At 38.0% G+C, this 15,994-nt stretch carries 17 protein-coding genes; 7 read left to right on the top strand and 10 right to left on the bottom strand.

Going from position 1 to position 15,994, the window contains the following annotated elements:
* Positions 1-359: 359 nt before the first annotated feature.
* The gene (locus AC1M9M_RS02160; RefSeq protein ID WP_179998271.1) at positions 360-1,358 is read right to left on the bottom strand and encodes a helix-turn-helix transcriptional regulator; all 999 of its coding nucleotides are present in this window, start codon (positions 1,356-1,358) and stop codon (positions 360-362) included.
* Between the two features lie 226 nt (positions 1,359-1,584).
* On the opposite strand from AC1M9M_RS02160, the gene AC1M9M_RS02155 reads away from it, so the two are divergent.
* From AC1M9M_RS02155 to AC1M9M_RS02135, 5 genes are all read left to right on the top strand, one after another.
* Positions 1,585-3,135, top strand: a complete 1,551-nt coding sequence (locus AC1M9M_RS02155; RefSeq protein ID WP_481595479.1) for a circularly permuted type 2 ATP-grasp protein — start codon at positions 1,585-1,587, stop codon at positions 3,133-3,135.
* A gap of 21 nt (positions 3,136-3,156) precedes the next feature.
* Positions 3,157-3,759 (top strand): hypothetical protein, encoded by a 603-nt coding sequence (locus AC1M9M_RS02150; protein WP_481588393.1) that lies wholly within the window; start codon positions 3,157-3,159, stop codon positions 3,757-3,759.
* Positions 3,756-4,535, top strand: a complete 780-nt coding sequence (locus tag AC1M9M_RS02145; protein WP_180027633.1) for a transglutaminase family protein — start codon at positions 3,756-3,758, stop codon at positions 4,533-4,535. Before AC1M9M_RS02150 ends, AC1M9M_RS02145 begins: the two co-directional genes overlap by 4 nt.
* Before the next feature lie 25 nt (positions 4,536-4,560).
* Positions 4,561-5,295, top strand: coding sequence for a proteasome-type protease (locus tag AC1M9M_RS02140; protein ID WP_035267625.1), 735 nt, complete (start codon positions 4,561-4,563; stop codon positions 5,293-5,295).
* A 78-nt stretch (positions 5,296-5,373) separates the two neighbouring features.
* Positions 5,374-5,817 carry a BLUF domain-containing protein gene (locus AC1M9M_RS02135; protein ID WP_180027635.1) on the top strand — a complete coding sequence of 148 codons (444 nt, stop codon included), beginning with the start codon at positions 5,374-5,376 and terminating at the stop codon, positions 5,815-5,817.
* Positions 5,818-5,841: 24 nt separating this feature from the next.
* On the opposite strand, the gene alr is transcribed toward AC1M9M_RS02135, so the two are convergent.
* The 5 genes from alr to rpsF form a co-directional block, all read right to left on the bottom strand.
* Positions 5,842-6,912 (bottom strand): alanine racemase, encoded by a 1,071-nt coding sequence (alr, locus tag AC1M9M_RS02130; RefSeq protein WP_481595478.1) that lies wholly within the window; start codon positions 6,910-6,912, stop codon positions 5,842-5,844.
* 111 nt (positions 6,913-7,023) lie between these two features.
* Entirely contained in the window at positions 7,024-8,469 is a 1,446-nt protein-coding gene (gene dnaB, locus AC1M9M_RS02125) for a replicative DNA helicase (RefSeq protein WP_035267619.1), read from the bottom strand.
* A 203-nt stretch (positions 8,470-8,672) separates the two neighbouring features.
* Positions 8,673-9,119: a 50S ribosomal protein L9 gene (rplI, locus tag AC1M9M_RS02120; RefSeq protein ID WP_035267617.1), complete on the bottom strand. Its 447-nt coding sequence runs from the start codon at positions 9,117-9,119 to the stop codon at positions 8,673-8,675.
* Positions 9,120-9,128: 9 nt separating this feature from the next.
* The gene (rpsR, locus tag AC1M9M_RS02115; RefSeq protein ID WP_004719336.1) at positions 9,129-9,356 is read right to left on the bottom strand and encodes a 30S ribosomal protein S18; all 228 of its coding nucleotides are present in this window, start codon (positions 9,354-9,356) and stop codon (positions 9,129-9,131) included.
* Positions 9,357-9,367: 11 nt separating this feature from the next.
* Positions 9,368-9,754: a 30S ribosomal protein S6 gene (gene rpsF, locus AC1M9M_RS02110; RefSeq protein ID WP_035267614.1), complete on the bottom strand. Its 387-nt coding sequence runs from the start codon at positions 9,752-9,754 to the stop codon at positions 9,368-9,370.
* A 253-nt stretch (positions 9,755-10,007) separates the two neighbouring features.
* Between rpsF and AC1M9M_RS02105 the strand changes: the two genes are divergently transcribed.
* Together AC1M9M_RS02105 and AC1M9M_RS02100 are read left to right on the top strand one after the other, a co-directional pair.
* Positions 10,008-10,607: a hypothetical protein gene (locus AC1M9M_RS02105; RefSeq protein WP_481595477.1), complete on the top strand. Its 600-nt coding sequence runs from the start codon at positions 10,008-10,010 to the stop codon at positions 10,605-10,607.
* 38 nt (positions 10,608-10,645) lie between these two features.
* Positions 10,646-12,025: a prolyl oligopeptidase family serine peptidase gene (locus AC1M9M_RS02100; protein WP_481595476.1), complete on the top strand. Its 1,380-nt coding sequence runs from the start codon at positions 10,646-10,648 to the stop codon at positions 12,023-12,025.
* A gap of 138 nt (positions 12,026-12,163) precedes the next feature.
* On the opposite strand, the gene cyoE is transcribed toward AC1M9M_RS02100, so the two are convergent.
* Genes cyoE through cyoB form a run of 4 tightly spaced genes read right to left on the bottom strand, consistent with a single transcriptional unit; the run spans position 12,164 to position 15,992 of the window.
* Positions 12,164-13,042: a heme o synthase gene (cyoE, locus tag AC1M9M_RS02095; protein WP_035267056.1), complete on the bottom strand. Its 879-nt coding sequence runs from the start codon at positions 13,040-13,042 to the stop codon at positions 12,164-12,166.
* Positions 13,043-13,052: 10 nt separating this feature from the next.
* The gene (cyoD, locus tag AC1M9M_RS02090) at positions 13,053-13,385 is read right to left on the bottom strand and encodes a cytochrome o ubiquinol oxidase subunit IV (RefSeq protein WP_171076771.1); all 333 of its coding nucleotides are present in this window, start codon (positions 13,383-13,385) and stop codon (positions 13,053-13,055) included.
* Positions 13,382-13,999: a cytochrome o ubiquinol oxidase subunit III gene (cyoC, locus tag AC1M9M_RS02085; RefSeq protein ID WP_035267060.1), complete on the bottom strand. Its 618-nt coding sequence runs from the start codon at positions 13,997-13,999 to the stop codon at positions 13,382-13,384. The genes cyoD and cyoC overlap by 4 nt, the downstream gene beginning before the upstream one ends.
* A 4-nt stretch (positions 14,000-14,003) precedes the next feature.
* Positions 14,004-15,992 carry a cytochrome o ubiquinol oxidase subunit I gene (gene cyoB, locus AC1M9M_RS02080; protein WP_035267062.1) on the bottom strand — a complete coding sequence of 663 codons (1,989 nt, stop codon included), beginning with the start codon at positions 15,990-15,992 and terminating at the stop codon, positions 14,004-14,006.
* Between the last annotated feature and the right edge of the window lie 2 nt (positions 15,993-15,994).

The following is a 15,994-nucleotide window of genomic DNA, read 5'->3' as shown; positions in this document are numbered from 1 at the left end:
GGGTTTTTTTGATCCTCATATAACGATTTATCCATAAATAAGATAAATAATTTATGATTTACGTTTAACAAGAATAGAGATTAATAAAGAAATTATGATTATTTCTCAATCCAAGTTGATGTCGTTATATTGATTCTACGTTCACAACAAAGAGGAAAGGCCATGACGATGAAGCGTATTCGTTATAATGGTTATGAAATTGCATGCTGCACGATGTAAATCATAATCCAACGACATTGAAAAGTGTATGTGGGCTAAAGGGGAGTTTAGTTCACGTATTTAAACTCAACACAATAAGAAATCAGCGCAATACTGAAAATATGATAATAAAAAATCTTCAGAGCCAATTTGGCTCTTTTTTAATTTTCAATTTCATGAACGGCGTTAAATACATCGAGCGGTTCAATACGAATGATTTTTTTGCCGAAGCTTCTGAGCCACCAAACCAATTGTGAAGTAAATGGCACATTAGCCACCACTTTAAAGAGATCATCGGATACTTGTGTAATGGATTGATCTTTACTGAGTTGGCTTTCGGAAAAGTAAAGTGCATCAGCTTTATTCATAAAGAGTTCGAGTTGAACGAGCTCAGTGGGTTTATTGAAATCAACTCTAAAGCCGAGCGCACCAGATTCAATGTAAGCATCAATATCAAAGTCAACAGGGTGTAAGGCGCGTTGTTCTAGAACTTTTGCAGATTTAAAGCGATGTAAAGCAAAGGTTTGAACTTCTGATTTGTCATGTCGAGTACAAATCAAATAAATGATTGAACCCTTTTGAACCAATGCGAGCGGGTTTAAGGTATAACCACGTTCTTCACTTTCAGGTCCACGCGCACGATATATGCATTCGATCTGTTTATCTTGTAATAGACCTTCATAAATGGCTTGCTGCGCATGTTTCTCTACAACAGGAGGGATCAAGGGCTGGCTTGCAGGGACAATACGGACACGGTTAATCCACTGACGTACGTTGTTTTGTGTAGATAAGCTGCGTTTTGCAAGCTCGAACCAAGGGTTCATCTCCTCAATTAAACTTGGTGGAAGCAAATGCTTCAAATGTTCTTCAACCATCATAAAGGTGACCGCTTGAGAGCTGGTCATATGCGGCAAGCTTTGAATAGGGGCATCTGATCGCCAACGCCAACCTTGTGGTACAGTTTTATTACTCTCAATAGGAAATCTTTGAGAAATTTGATTTAAATCACGTTGAATGGTTCTTAAACTGATTTCAATACCTTCTCTTTGCAGGGTCTCTTGCAACTCTCGTGTACCCATCCATTTGCCAGTGGTTAAACGTGAAAGAATTTGCCACTGTCGATATAAGCTATTCGATGTTTCTTTTTCTTGAGAGGACATAATCAACTAATGAATAAAGAGAAAATATTTTTCAAACACACAATAAAAAATCTTTAAGAGATAAGCAAGCATGGAAAGTGAAGCTGTTGAGTATATTTCGATACATCTTTAGGCCATTTTTCGTTGTGAATGCTTCAAAAATGGGGCATTAATAGATGAATAGGTAAATTTTTGGCATTGAAATTGCTTAATTTTGTTTACAATTGATAACAATTAAGAGGTATGTATGCTAAAAGAGGAAAAAGATACCACTTCAATTCTCGCAAATTTTAAGGCTGATCATACCGTCGAAGCTTTTGAAAAATCTATGCAGATCGAAGTTAAACAAAACAGCACTGCGTACTTGTTCGATCAACTTAAATCTGAATTTTATAATGAACTTTTAGATGATAAAACGATTGGCTTAGAGGCATCTAGCAAAATCGAAAATTGGTTATGTGAAAGAAGCTTGGATGAGCTGAAATCATTAAATCATCAAGCGAAGGAACATTTCCTCTATCAGGGCATTACATTTACAGTCTATGGTGATGCTGAGGGTACAGATCGTATTATTCCTTATGACTTAATTCCACGTGTAATTGCCAAACAACAATGGCACAAAATAGAGCAAGGCTGTGCACAAAGAGTGCAAGCATTGAACTTTTTTTTAGGTGATATTTACCATAATCAGGCGATTTTAAAAGATGGTTTAGTGCCTGAGCTGCAAGTGCTCACTCATGAGGCATACCAACCATTGATGTATAAACATTCATTGAAAGGTAAAGTTTATAGTCAAATTAGCGGAATCGATATTATTCGTGATCAGCAAGGTGACTTCTTTGTATTAGAAGACAATTTAAGAACACCATCAGGCGTGTCTTATATGTTGGAAAGTCGAAAAATTAGTGAAAAAATGATGCCCGAACTTTGTAAGTCATCAAATTTACAAGGTGTAGAGCAATACCCACAACTTTTAAGACAAATACTCGAGGAAAATGCTGAAGTAGATAATCCATTTATCGTGGTGCTTACACCGGGTCGATATAACAGTGCATATTATGAGCATTGCTTCCTCGCACGTGAGATGGATGTTCCTCTAGTTACAGGTCAGGATTTATTTGTTGAAAATGCTAAGGTCTATGCCAAAACCGTTTGGGGTAAAAAACAAGTCGATGTAATTTACCGACGCCTAGATGATGGATTTCTTGATCCATTGTGTTTTATGCCAGACAGTACATTAGGTGTACCTGGCCTAATGTCTGCTTACTTACAACACAATGTCGTGATTGCGAATGCGCCTGGCACGGGGGTAGCAGATGACAAATCAATCTATCCTTATGTCGATAAAATGATTAATTACTATCTAAACCAGAAGCCAATTTTAAATAACGTACCGACTTACCAATGTCGTGAACGTGAAGAACTCGATTATGTACTTTGTAATTTAGAAAAGTTAGTGGTTAAAGAGGCGCAAGGTTCAGGCGGTTATGGCATGTTAATTGGTCCTAAAGCGACCGAACAAGAAATTGAACAATTTAGATTAAAGTTAATTGCACAGCCGCATGCTTACATTGCACAACCAACTTTAGCGCTTTCAGTCGCTCCCACTTTAACTGAATTCGGCATCGCTGAACGCCATATTGATTTAAGACCGTTTATTTTAAGTTCACCGTATCGTACAGAAATCGTGCCGGGAGGTTTAACCCGAGTTGCGATGCAAGAAGGGTCATTAGTTGTAAATTCATCACAGGGTGGTGGCATTAAAGATACGTGGGTTATAGATCCGCTACATTCATAAATATACAACCAGGAGCTTGTCATGATTATATTAAACAGCAATGCGCAAAATATTTATTGGGTTGGCCGTTATTTATCTCGTATTCAACATTTATGTGGTCAGTTTCCATTTCAAGATGATGTTCAAGCATTGCAGTATGCCCATGCTTTTTGCTTACCTGCTTTTAATGCGTGTTCGCTCAATGAGCTGATTCTGAGTAATGATCAGCCTGCTTCTTTTTTTCAACAATTTGAATGTGTGAAAAATAATATTCAAGATTTACGTGGTGTATTGTCAGTTCAGGCTTATTCAGAATTAAAACAGATGGTGGATACAGCGACACAAAATGCAGGTTTAATTTGTACTGTTGTTGATGAGTGTAGCGATATTCTAGAAGCTGAAAATGAAGACATTTTTCTGTTTTTTAGTCTAGGACAATATTTCGAAAATCTTGATCGTGAAATAAGATTGAATCAGGATGTTAATTCTACAATCAATTCTTTAAGTGTTGTGATTGAACTGTTGAAGTCTAAAGGATGGGACAGCTTAGATGAGGCTTGGCAACATCTTTTAGCGCATCCAAATGCTAATAGCTTTTACCAATTGAATGATCAGGTGCAATGTTTATTTGAGGTGGATGCATGAAATTGATGATTAATCATCAAACCCATTATCAATATACGGAAACGGCAAAAAATAGTATCCAATATATACGAATGTGTCCTCAATGTAATGCTCACCAAAAAGTAGATGCTTGGTCAGTGAGTATTCCTGGTCATACGGTCGAAGCAAAAGATGCCTTTAATAATATTTGGATCACTTCGACTCAACGCTATGCATATCAAAATTTAAGTATTATGGCGCAGGGCATTATTGAAATCGATACAGTTTCAGAACAAGCTATCGAGTCAGAAGTGCCAGTCGGTATTTTTCTACAAATTACCCCAGCGACTCAATGTGATGCTGAAATGAAAGCTTTTGCAGCTCAGCATGTGAGTAAAAAGACTCGTGATGAATTAAAACATTTAAGTTCTGCATTGCTTGAGCATATGCCATATATTTCAGATTCTACTCAAGTGAATACTACGGCAATAGATGCATTCCATCATCAACAAGGGGTATGTCAGGATCATACTCATGTATTTGTAGGTATGTGTAGAGAGTTAAATATTCCTGCGCGTTATGTTTCTGGATATCTTTACGTTCCAGAAATGAGTCATTTGGCGAGCCATGCTTGGGCTGAAGCTTATATAGATGGAGTTTGGTATACATTTGATGTTAGCAATCAGCTCTATACGCCAAGTTCACACATTTATATTGCATTAGGGCGTGATTATTGGGACGTTGCACCTATCAGAGGTGTGCGAGAAGCTGGTGGCGTGGAGAGTATGACGACCATCGTTCAGGTATTACCGTGTTAGAACAAAATTTAGAAGAGAGATTTCAATGACCTATTGTTGTGCTATGCGTTTACGTGATGGCTTAATTTGTATCAGTGACACGCGAACAAATGCAGGTGTAGATCATATCTCTGTATTTCGTAAACTCTATCTTTTCGGTGTTGAGGGTGAGCGTTTTATCAGTATACAAACTGCGGGTAATTTGGCGACGACACAAGCCGTTATAGGACATTTACAGAATCAGCTAGATTTAAAACACGAACCTAATTTGTATAGTGTGAATAGCATGTTCGAGATGGCTGAATTGGTTGGTCATACTTTAAAGCGTGTCATTATGGATGTGACTACTGATCAACTAGAGCAAAGTAATTATCACTGTACGATTTTACTTTCTGGTCAAATTCAAGGGGAGGATATTCAGTTATATAATATTTATCCTCAGGGTAATTTTATCAATGCGACGTCAGATACGCCCTTTTTTCAGATTGGGGAAAGTAAATACGGTAAACCAATTTTAGATCGTGCATTAAATTACAATACTGAATTAGATGAAGCATTAAGATGCGGTTTAATTTCATTTGATTCAACCCTTAGATCTAATGTTTCTGTGGGCTTACCACTAGATGCATGTATTTATAAAAAAGATAGTTTTGCAATTCCATTGTCTAAACGTATTCATGATGATGATCCATATTTCTCATCAATTAGTAAACTTTGGTCAGATACTTTGCGTCAAGGATTGAACGGTTTGCCACGGCCAACAGAAGACTATTGGCAATAATTTTGCTTTATGATTGAGTTTAGATTAAATTGAGTTGCATTGAATATTAAATCATTACTATAAAAATTAGGGGAAGCAATGCAACAGTTCAGTTATGCGAGTGTGTCGACTGCAGATGCAAGTCGCTTATTGATTGATGTTCGTGAAATCTTGAATGAAGCCCGTCATTTCAATTTTGAGCATCAAATTTCTGGAGCACTTTATTATGCAGATGGGCACTATTTTCAATGTCTAGAGGGTGATGAAGCCACACTAGATATATTGTTGCAAAAGCTTCACAAGGATAAACGCCATCATCAAATTCGCCTATTCCAGCGAAAAAATATTGAAAAAAAACAATTTCAAGAATGGTCTATGAAGTTTGTGGGACGACAAAGTCCAGTGAAGCAGGCTTTAATAGATATGGGATTTAGTCAATTTACGCCTACACAGTTTACACAAGATCAAGCTGATTATTTAATTCGATTTTTGACACGCGCTCAGGATACGGATTTTAATGAACTACAACGTAATGCTGTTTAGCATTACGTTGATTTAATTCGCTCATTACATTTTGAGACGCTTCGGACGTTGGCTTAATCGACATAACAACTCATAACCAATCGTACCATTCGCTTCAGCAACATCATCCACTAAACGATGTTTACCCCATAATTCTACTAGATCACCAATTTTTGCGTTGAGATCAGTGACATCTATGGCAATCATATCCATGGCAACCCGACCGATCACTGGGGTCAATTGACCTTTAAATGAAACTGAATTCTCACGAATAAAAGCTCTTGGATACCCATCACCATATCCGATCGAGACAATTGCTAATTGCATAGGTCGCTGTGCAACAAAGGTTGAGCCATAACCTACAGCTTCACCTGATTGAATGGCGTTAAGTGCAATAATCTCAGCACTGAATGTCATGACAGGTTTTAAATCTAGAGCGTGGACGTCACGATCTGCAAATGGCGTTGCGCCGTACAGCATAATACCAGGACGAACATAGTCAAAATGCAATTCAGGGTATTTATAAATTGCTGCTGAATTACAACACGAAGCTAAAATTGGTGCACAATCTTGTTTTACTTCAAGAAATTGAGATATTTGTTGTTCATTTAAAGGGTGATCAACATCTGCATTAGCAAAATGCATTGCAAGTACACAGGTAAAACCTTCATTTTTTAATTGATGAATAATAGATTTGATTACATCAATTTTGAAGCCTAAGCGGTTCATTCCGCTATTTAATTTAACCCATACTTTTAGATTTCGGGCGATATAAGCATCTTTAACTTGCAACAACCACTGCAGTTGTTGATGATGATGAACGATTACTTCAATATGTTGCTCAATCGCAATTTGCATTTCATCTTCAGAAAAAACACCTTCAATTAAGGTGATAGGTTGTTTAAAACCTAATTCACGTATTTCAAGTGCTTCTTCTAAACATGCAACGCCAAAAGCATCAGACTGGCTCAATGCGGCTAAACAGTCTGAGACTCCATGACCATAAGCATTTGCCTTTACCATACTTACAACTTTAGAGTTTGGTGCAAGTTGTTTCACGCGATTTAAATTGTATTGCAATGCGTGTGTGTCAATACAAACCGTTGCTTGGCGCACTCTAATTTACTCCTAGAGGCATGTGGAAAGGTTAAATCTTTTAAACTGAAAAAAGATAATTGTGGTCAGATCAATTCGTGCGTTCTTAACTAAGAATTGATCAAAGCAAAATTACTCTTCTTCTTGGTTCTGCGCGTAATATTCAGGTGACAAGTTACTAAAACGCGTATATTGACCTTCAAAAGCGAGTCGAACGGTACCAATTGGACCATTACGTTGTTTACCGATAATGATTTCAGCAGTTCCTGCTTCTTTAGATTCTTTGTTATATACCTCATCACGGTAAATGAACATGATCAAATCGGCATCCTGCTCAATTGCTCCAGATTCACGTAAGTCTGACATCACAGGACGTTTATTTGGACGGTTTTCGAGTGAGCGGTTAAGCTGCGAAAGTGCAATCACAGGGCAATGCATCTCTTTCGCCAATGCTTTCAAGCTTCGAGAAATTTCACCAATTTCACCCACACGGTTATCACCCATACCTGGTACTTTCATTAACTGCAGGTAATCGACCATGATGCAACCGAGTTTACCACCGTGTTGTTTGGCTATACGTCTTGCACGTGCGCGCATTTCAGTCGGTGGAAGGGCAGAAGAATCATCAATATAGAGATGCTTCTCTTGCAGTTGAAGAATCGTTCCTGTGACCTTGTTCCATTCTTCGCCATCTAATTTGCCAGATCGTAAATGTCCTTGATGCACTTTACCAAACGAGGAAATTAAACGCATGGCAATAGAGTCAGCAGGCATCTCCATGGAGAATACGAGAGCAGGAAGGTTGCAATTGAATAGCACACTTTCGACTAAATTCATTGCGAAAGTTGTTTTACCCATTGATGGACGGGCAGCAACGACGATCATATCTCCAGCTTGCATACCTGATGTTTTATTATCAAGCTCCACAAATCCTGTGGTCAAACCTGTAATATTCCCATCAAGTTGTGATAATTCGTTGAGTTTATCGAATACATCTGCGACAACGGTATTAATTGCTTTTGGTCCTTGAGCTTTAGCATTGTTATTGTGTTGTTCAGCCAAAGAAAAGATACTGGTCTCAGCTAAATCTAAAATTTCACTGACTTCTCGACCTTTCGTGTCATACGCATTTTGTAGAATTTCATTACCAACTTTGATCATATTTCTCAAAGTTGCAAATTCACGTATTTTATTGGCATAAGTTTCAAGGTTATAAAAGCTTGATGGAGAATCCGCCATCAATTGCATTAAATATTCTTCACCACCAATCGCATCAAGCAGGTTCTGTTTGATTAACCAATCATTGACCAATACGGCATCATAAGGTGAACTTTCTTTAGAAAGCTTTTCAATTGCTCTAAAAATATATTTATGTCGAGTCGCGTAAAAATCATTCTCGGTTAATATATCGCTGACCTGTTCGAATGACTCAGCTACTGTCATGAGTGCGGCAAGAACAGCCTGTTCAATAGCAAGATTGTGCGGAGGCGTACGAAACTCTTTGAGTGCTGAAGATTCACTCTTTAGCAAATCTAACTCAGTGTTATTCGTATTTTTTTTGGCAGTCGCCTGAGACATATAAAACCTTGATTTACAATAATTACGAAAATGAATAGGGGAGACTTATCTTAATGCAAAATGCACAAGCAAGACAGTGCAACAAATAATATCGATAACAAATAAAAAACTAAGTCTAAATTTCAGCTTGCTAAATCAAATTTTATAATTATTAGGGATAAAAAAAGAGCATGCTGATGCATGCTCTTTTTCTTTGCATAAAATTACTCAGATACGATAGTAACGAGAACTTCAGCAACAACATCGTGGTGCAATTGGATTGCGATGTTGAATTCGCCAGTGTGACGAAGTGCACCGTTCGGTAAACGAACTTCAGCACGGTCAACTTCAAGACCAGCATTTGTCAACGCGTCAGCGATGTCACGAGTACCGATAGAACCAAATAGTTTACCTTCGTCACCAGCTTTCGCAGTGATTACGATATTTACTTCGTTCAATTGGTCAGCACGTGCTTGAGCAGCAGCTAATACTTCAGCTTCTTGCTTCTCAAGTTCAGCACGACGAGCTTCGAATGCAGCAGTGTTAGCTTCAGTAGCAGCAACTGCTTTACCTTGAGGGATTAAGTAGTTGCGGCCGTAACCAGCTTTAACTGAAACTTTATCACCTAATTTACCAAGGTTCTTAATGCGTTGTAATAAGATAATATCCACAGCTCAACCTCACTTATGATTGTCAGTGTAAGGAATCAACGCTAAGTAGCGAGCTTGTTTGATAGCAAGAGCTAATTGACGTTGGTAACGAGCTTTAGTACCTGTAATACGGCTAGGAACAATCTTGCCGTTTTCAGTGATGTACTGTTTTAAAGTATCGATATCTTTATAGTCGATATATGTAACGTTCTCAGCTGTAAAGCGGCAGAACTTACGACGACGGTAGAAACGTGCCATTGATGTTCTCCTTATGCTTCAGCAGAGTCTTGAGCTTGTTGTGCTTCTTCACGTTGAGCTTTACGCGCACGTTTTTCTTCAGCACTCTTAGCCAATAAAGACTCTTCAGTGATTGCGTTTTCACGACGAATAATAACGTTACGAAGAATAGCATCGTTGTAACGGAATAATTCTTCCAATTCATTAAGCGTAGTTTGGTTACATTCAACGTTCATTAAAATGTAGTGCGCTTTGTGAATTTTGTTAATTGGGTAAGCCAATTGGCGACGGCCCCAATCTTCAAGACGGTGAATTTGACCTTCAGCATCTTTAATGTGAGAGATATAGCGTTCTACCATACCTACCACTTGATCGCTTTGGTCTGGATGTACCAGAATTACGATTTCGTAGTGACGCATTGTCAGCTCCTTACGGTTTTATGCAGCCTCTAACGCATTTGTTAGAAGCAAGGAGTCACAGCTGAATGTAAACAAACAGTGTGTCGCAAAATTTGCGAAGGTTGGATTCTATGTGTTTTGAACCTAAATTTCAAGTCAATGAGTTGAAATACGAAAATTTTCTGCATTACATATATTCAATGACAGTCTGCTAGATCATTACAATGATTCTAAATACAGTGATGTCTAAATAATTTGCTTAAATAAGAACATAATGACTGATCAATTTTTATATCTTGAAGAGATAAACAGCAAAAAATCATTGGATTGGGTACAGAAAGAAAACACATTAACATCAGAAAAATTAACTCAAAATCAATTTTTTAAAGAGACATATGTTGGTTTGGAGAAAGTTTTATTCGAAGCACTAGCACTTCCATACATTTCTAAAATAGGTGCTTATGTTTATAACTTTTGGCAAGACCACATTAATGTACTAGGAGTTTGGCGTAGAGCATTATTGGAAAACTATCAGAAAGAGGATATTCAATGGGAAACGTTGATTGATTTCGATCAGTTAAGTGCCGATGAGGGCGTGAAGTGGTTTTTTGGTGGCGTTGAAAGGCTAGAGATTGATGATCAGTATTGTCTCGTGTACCTATCAGAAAATGGAGCTGATTCAGTTCAAATTCGAGAATTTAATCTTGCTGAAAGAAACTTTGTCGATGGTGGATTTTTTATTGAATCTGCTAAAACACAAGTTCGCTGGATTAGCCAAAATGAAATATATGTGATGACAGGCTTCGGAGACGGCAGTTTAACTTTATCTGGTTATCCAAAATCGTTAAGAGATGGAAAAGAGATACACCGTTAAATGAAGCAAAGACTGTATTTGAAGTTTTTGATCAGGATTTGTCGGCATTTGCATTTCTAGATCATTGTAAGGATTATGAAAGACATGTCTTTACTCGAATCATAAACTTTTACGAGAGTGAGTATTTTGTCGGGGAAGAGCAATTTAAATTAAATGTGCCCAAAGATGCGCGTGTTTCTTTCTACCGTAACTTAATGTTGATTGAGTTGAAATCCCATTGGGATATTTCGGCTGATTATCTAGCGGGTAGTTTAATGTGCATAGATTTTGATGCATTTAAAAATGGAGATCGTGAGTTTGATGTGATTTTCAAGTCTTCTACTTGTAAAACTCTAAGTAATTATACGTTCACTCAGGATTTCCTGATTTTAGACATCATGAAAGATGTGTCCAATTATCTGGAAGTGTATGATATTCAATCAGGGATAAAATTAGTCGACGCAATCTATCCAGATGAGGCATATTCGCAAATAACCATAGATTCAGTCGAAAATTTTAATAACGATGTATTGATATCGATTCAGAGTTTTATAAATCCACCGACACAATATTTGGTTGAACTTGAATCAATGAAAAAACAAAAATTGAAGTCTAAGGCTCATTCAATTGATCAATCACAATATCGAGTTGCGCAACATTTTGCATTGTCAAAAGATGGTACCAAAGTTCCATATTTTCAAATTTCTTTAGAACAATCTCAGTTGAATCACTTACCAGTTTTGATTGAGGGATATGGAGGTTTTGAAGTTTCACTTACACCTAGGTTTTTGGAAAAAGAAATTGAATCGTTAATATCTAAAGGTGTTGTATATGTCATAGCCAATATTAGAGGGGGAAATGAGTATGGCCCTGATTGGCATCAACAAGCATTAAAACATAATCGACATAAGTCATATGAGGATTTTTCTGCAGTTGCACAACACCTTATAGATCGAGGCGTGACTATAAAAGAAAAGCTAGCTGCTATTGGTGGTAGTAATGGTGGATTATTAATGGGGAATATGCTGATGCAATACCCAGATTTATTCAGTGCAATTGTTTGTGAGGTTCCTCTACTCGATATGTTGAGATTTACTCAAATAGGGGCAGGTTATTCGTGGATTGCCGAATACGGAGATCCTTTAGATAGCCAAGATGCAAAATATTTAAAAACCATCTCGCCTTATCATTTGTTGGACGAATATTTTGAAAGTACAGCTAAATTACCCGCTGTGCTATTTTATACCACAACTACCGATGATCGAGTTACGCCTGCGCATGCCAGAAAAATGGCGGCTAAAATGAAATCTATGAATATTCCAAATATATATTTTTATGAACAAGTTGATGGTGGGCATAGCATTTTTGCAAATAAGAAACTGAGCGCATTTCATTCAGCTTTAGTCAGTTCATTTTTATTTGAAGTTGGTTTTAGGTGATGAATTAATATTTTCGATTTTAATTAATTTATGGGTATTCAGTGGAAACTAAATAATAAAGAATCCTTTTTTTGTGTTTATTCTTATTTTAAATGAATCTGTATCAAAATAAAAAAAAGATAGAGGCTTCTCTATCTTTTAAAAAATGACAAGATTGTTTATTGGTGCAGTAGCAGTAAAACTAAAGCAAATACTGATAATCGTAATTAGGAGAACAGAGAATAAGAAATATTTCTTTGCCCATAATTGATCATTTTCAGCTTTAAATCCAATGATATTTAAATATAGCCAATAAACTGTCAATACATTGAGAATTATACAATAAAGCCAATTTGCATAGCCAAATACAAATAAAGCGTTCATTGAAATTGCAAATAGCACAATGTAAATCAGCGATTCGATCTTGGTGCGAACAATCGAGCGCGCAACAGGAAGAATCGGAATACCTGCATTTTTATAATCATCAAAACGATAAATTGCAATTCCCCATGAGTGAGGCATTTGCCAAAATGCATAACCCAAGAAAATGAGTAGCGCACCTAAATCGAATTGATTCGCGACCGCTGTATATCCAATGACAGGGGGGGCTGCACCAGAAATACTACCGACCACAGTTTGGTGGATCGTTGTTCGTTTTGTCCATAAGCTGTAAAAACCAACATATACGACAAAACCAATAACAGCGAATAAAAAAGCGTACGCATTTACCCAAAACCATAAAATACCAAAACCGAGTATGCCTAACAGCAAAGCAAAAGCTAATGCAATTTGAACAGAAATGGTTTTCTTAACTAACGCACGATTTTGAGTGCGCTGCATTTTTTGGTCGATGTCTTGATCAATAACGTTATTAACCACACATCCAGATGCAACTACGAGGGTAGTGCCAATGAGGGTAAGAAGCAGGAGAAGGAAATCTACTGAACCTTGGGTAGCTACAAAGTAGCCACCCAAAGTGGTAACAAAGTTACCAAAGAGAATTCCTGGCTTAGTCAGGAATAAGTACTTTTTAAACATGACAATCAGTTTAGATCATCATGTTTGAATGTAAGTAGTTCATGATCCATACAGAACCAACTAAAAGAACAGCAATAGTTAGAATTGTATAGATAAATGCAATCACGTTCCAACGTTGCTCTGAAGATGAGTTCATGTGCAAGAAGTAAACTAATTGTACAAGTACCTGAGCAACAGCTGTAATACCGATAACAGCAATAATTGCACCACGGCTGAAGCTATCAGTATTCATTGCCATGTAGAATGGAACTACAGTCAATAAAACAGAAAGTACAAAACCGATTGTGTATTGCTTTACGTTACCGTGTGATGCACCAGCAGCATTATGATCATGACTCATTATAATACTCCCATTAAGTACACTACGCTGAATACGCAGATCCATACGATGTCAAGGAAGTGCCAGAACAAGCTTAGGCAAGCAAGACGACGAGTATTGATTGTAGTCAAACCATATTTTTTGATTTGAATCATCAACACGATCATCCATACCAAACCAGAAGTAACGTGAATACCGTGCGTACCAACTAAAGTAAAGAACGCAGATAAGAACGCACTAACGCTTGGTCCATGACCAGCATGAACTAAATGATTAAATTCATAAAGTTCCATGCCGATGAAGATTGCACCGAATACAAATGTAACTGCTAACCAAGCTAGAACTTGACCAACATTTTTCTTGTAAGAAGCAAGTACTGCAAAACCAAATGTCACTGATGAAATCAAAAGTGCGAAAGTTTCAGTTAAAACGAAACCTAAAGAATCTGCAAAAAGATCCTTTGCACTTGGAGTGCCAGGTGGAATATGACTGCTTAATACAGCGAACGCGATGAAGAGTGTACCGAATAAAATCAAGTCACTCATCAAGTAAGTCCAAAAACCAAAGACCGTGATGTCTGTATCATCGTGATGATGTTCATCATGCTCGTGGTTTTCGTGATGAAGTACTTCAGCCATATCCTTAGTCCTTCTTCAAGTGTTTTTCGAGTAACGCATAACGTTCGTTTTCAATACGTTCTACTTCAGCAGCTGGAACATAGTAATCCACTTTCTTCGTGAATGAGCTCCAGATAAAGCCGATGATTGCAGAAACGAAAGAAACAATCGCTAACCACCAAATGTGCCAGATAAGTGCAAAGCCCATAACAGTGATGATCAGTGCAATAAGTACACCCGCAGCACGGTTAGTTGGCATATGAACATCTTCATATTTAGCAGGACGTGCGTAAGCTACACCATTTTCTTTGTCAGTCCAAAAGCGGTCGATACCGTTCGCTTGAGGCAATACTGCAAAGTTATAGAATGGAGCTGGAGATGAAGTCGCCCATTCAAGTGTACGTGCATCCCATGGATCGCCTGTAACGTCACGAGTTTGTTCGCGTTGTAAGAAACCAACAATGATTTGCATGATGAAACAAGCAATACCAATTGCGATTAATACAGCACCGAATAATGCGATACCTACATATGGATCCCAGTCTGGATTGTCATACGAGTTTAGACGACGAGTCATACCCATGAAACCTAGGATATACAATGGCATGAACGCGAAGTAGAAACCGAAGAACCAGAACCAGAAGCATGCTTTGCCCCAGAATTCACTTAACTGCCAACCGAACATTTTCGGCCAGTAGAAAGTAATACCAGCAAACATACCAAATACAACACCACCAATAATTACGTTATGGAAGTGAGCGATTAAGAATAGTGAGTTGTGTACAAGGAAGTCCGCAGGTGGAACCGCCATAAGTACACCAGTCAAACCACCGATACCGAAAGTCACTAAGAAGCCAACTGTCCAGTACATTGGTGATGTGAAGGTAATACGACCCTTATACATTGTGAATAACCAAGAGAAGATTTTCACACCTGTAGGAATCGCAATAATCATGGTCATGATACCGAAGAACGCGTTAACGTTGGCACCTGAACCCATTGTAAAGAAGTGGTGTAACCATACTACGAATGCAAGAACTGTAATCGCGATCGTTGCATATACCATTGATTTGTAACCAAACAATGTCTTACGAGAGAATACAGAAGTAATCTCAGAGAATAGACCGAATGCAGGTAGGATCAAGATATAAACTTCTGGGTGACCCCATGTCCAAATCAAGTTTACATACAACATTGGGCTACCACCCATGTCATTTGTAAAGAAGTGGAAACCGAAGTAACGGTCAAGCGTTAACATTGCAATTGTTGCAGTCAACACTGGGAATGATGCGATGATCAATACTGCAGTACATAAAGATGTCCACGTAAAGATCGGCATATCCATAAGACCCATGCCAGGAGCACGCATTTTAATGATGGTAACGAAGAAGTTAACACCAGTAAGAAGTGTACCAAGACCAGAGATCTGAAGTGCCCAGATATAGTAGTCAACACCAACACCAGGAGAGTATTCGATACCTGAAAGAGGAGGGTACGCCATCCAACCAGTTGCCGCAAACTCACCAAGCGCAAGAGAAACCATCATCAAACCAGCAGCACCAGCGAATAACCAGAAGCTTAAAGAGTTTAATAATGGGAATGCTACGTCACGCGCACCAATTTGTAGTGGAACAGAAATGTTCATCATACCCACTACAAGACCCATCGCTACGAAGAAAATCATGATTACACCGTGTGCGGTGAAAATCTGGTCGTAGTGTTCAGGGTGTAGATAGCCTTCGCCACCGCCTTTTGCAAGGAACAATTGAAGACGCATCATAATCGCATCCGCGAAACCACGTAATAACATGATCACAGAAACGATAAGGTACATAATACCAATTTTTTTATGGTCTACAGATGTGAACCATTCGTTCCACAAGTAGCCCCATTTTTTGAAATAAGTGATACCAGCAAATACTGCAATACCACCTAAAATCATCATTAACACTGTTACCTGTACGATTGGATCGTACGGGATAGCATCTACACTTAACTTACCTAAGAAGCTCATGT

Source organism: Acinetobacter sp. ANC_7503 (assembly GCF_056780035.1).
This window is presented reverse-complemented; position numbering and strand designations above follow the sequence as displayed.

Excerpts from the sequence above, each read along its gene's own strand:
- AC1M9M_RS02160 (WP_179998271.1), bottom strand. The coding sequence starts at position 1,358 with ATGTCCTCTCAAGAAAAAGAAACATCGAATAGCTTATATCGACAGTGG.
- AC1M9M_RS02155 (WP_481595479.1), top strand. The coding sequence starts at position 1,585 with ATGCTAAAAGAGGAAAAAGATACCACTTCAATTCTCGCAAATTTTAAG.
- AC1M9M_RS02150 (WP_481588393.1), top strand. The coding sequence starts at position 3,157 with ATGATTATATTAAACAGCAATGCGCAAAATATTTATTGGGTTGGCCGT.
- AC1M9M_RS02145 (WP_180027633.1), top strand. The coding sequence starts at position 3,756 with ATGAAATTGATGATTAATCATCAAACCCATTATCAATATACGGAAACG.
- AC1M9M_RS02140 (WP_035267625.1), top strand. The coding sequence starts at position 4,561 with ATGACCTATTGTTGTGCTATGCGTTTACGTGATGGCTTAATTTGTATC.
- AC1M9M_RS02135 (WP_180027635.1), top strand. The coding sequence starts at position 5,374 with ATGCAACAGTTCAGTTATGCGAGTGTGTCGACTGCAGATGCAAGTCGC.
- dnaB (WP_035267619.1), bottom strand. The coding sequence starts at position 8,469 with ATGTCTCAGGCGACTGCCAAAAAAAATACGAATAACACTGAGTTAGAT.
- rpsR (WP_004719336.1), bottom strand. The coding sequence starts at position 9,356 with ATGGCACGTTTCTACCGTCGTCGTAAGTTCTGCCGCTTTACAGCTGAG.
- rpsF (WP_035267614.1), bottom strand. The coding sequence starts at position 9,754 with ATGCGTCACTACGAAATCGTAATTCTGGTACATCCAGACCAAAGCGAT.
- AC1M9M_RS02105 (WP_481595477.1), top strand. The coding sequence starts at position 10,008 with ATGACTGATCAATTTTTATATCTTGAAGAGATAAACAGCAAAAAATCA.
- cyoE (WP_035267056.1), bottom strand. The coding sequence starts at position 13,042 with ATGTTTAAAAAGTACTTATTCCTGACTAAGCCAGGAATTCTCTTTGGT.
- cyoC (WP_035267060.1), bottom strand. The coding sequence starts at position 13,999 with ATGGCTGAAGTACTTCATCACGAAAACCACGAGCATGATGAACATCAT.
- cyoB (WP_035267062.1), bottom strand. The coding sequence starts at position 15,992 with ATGAGCTTCTTAGGTAAGTTAAGTGTAGATGCTATCCCGTACGATCCA.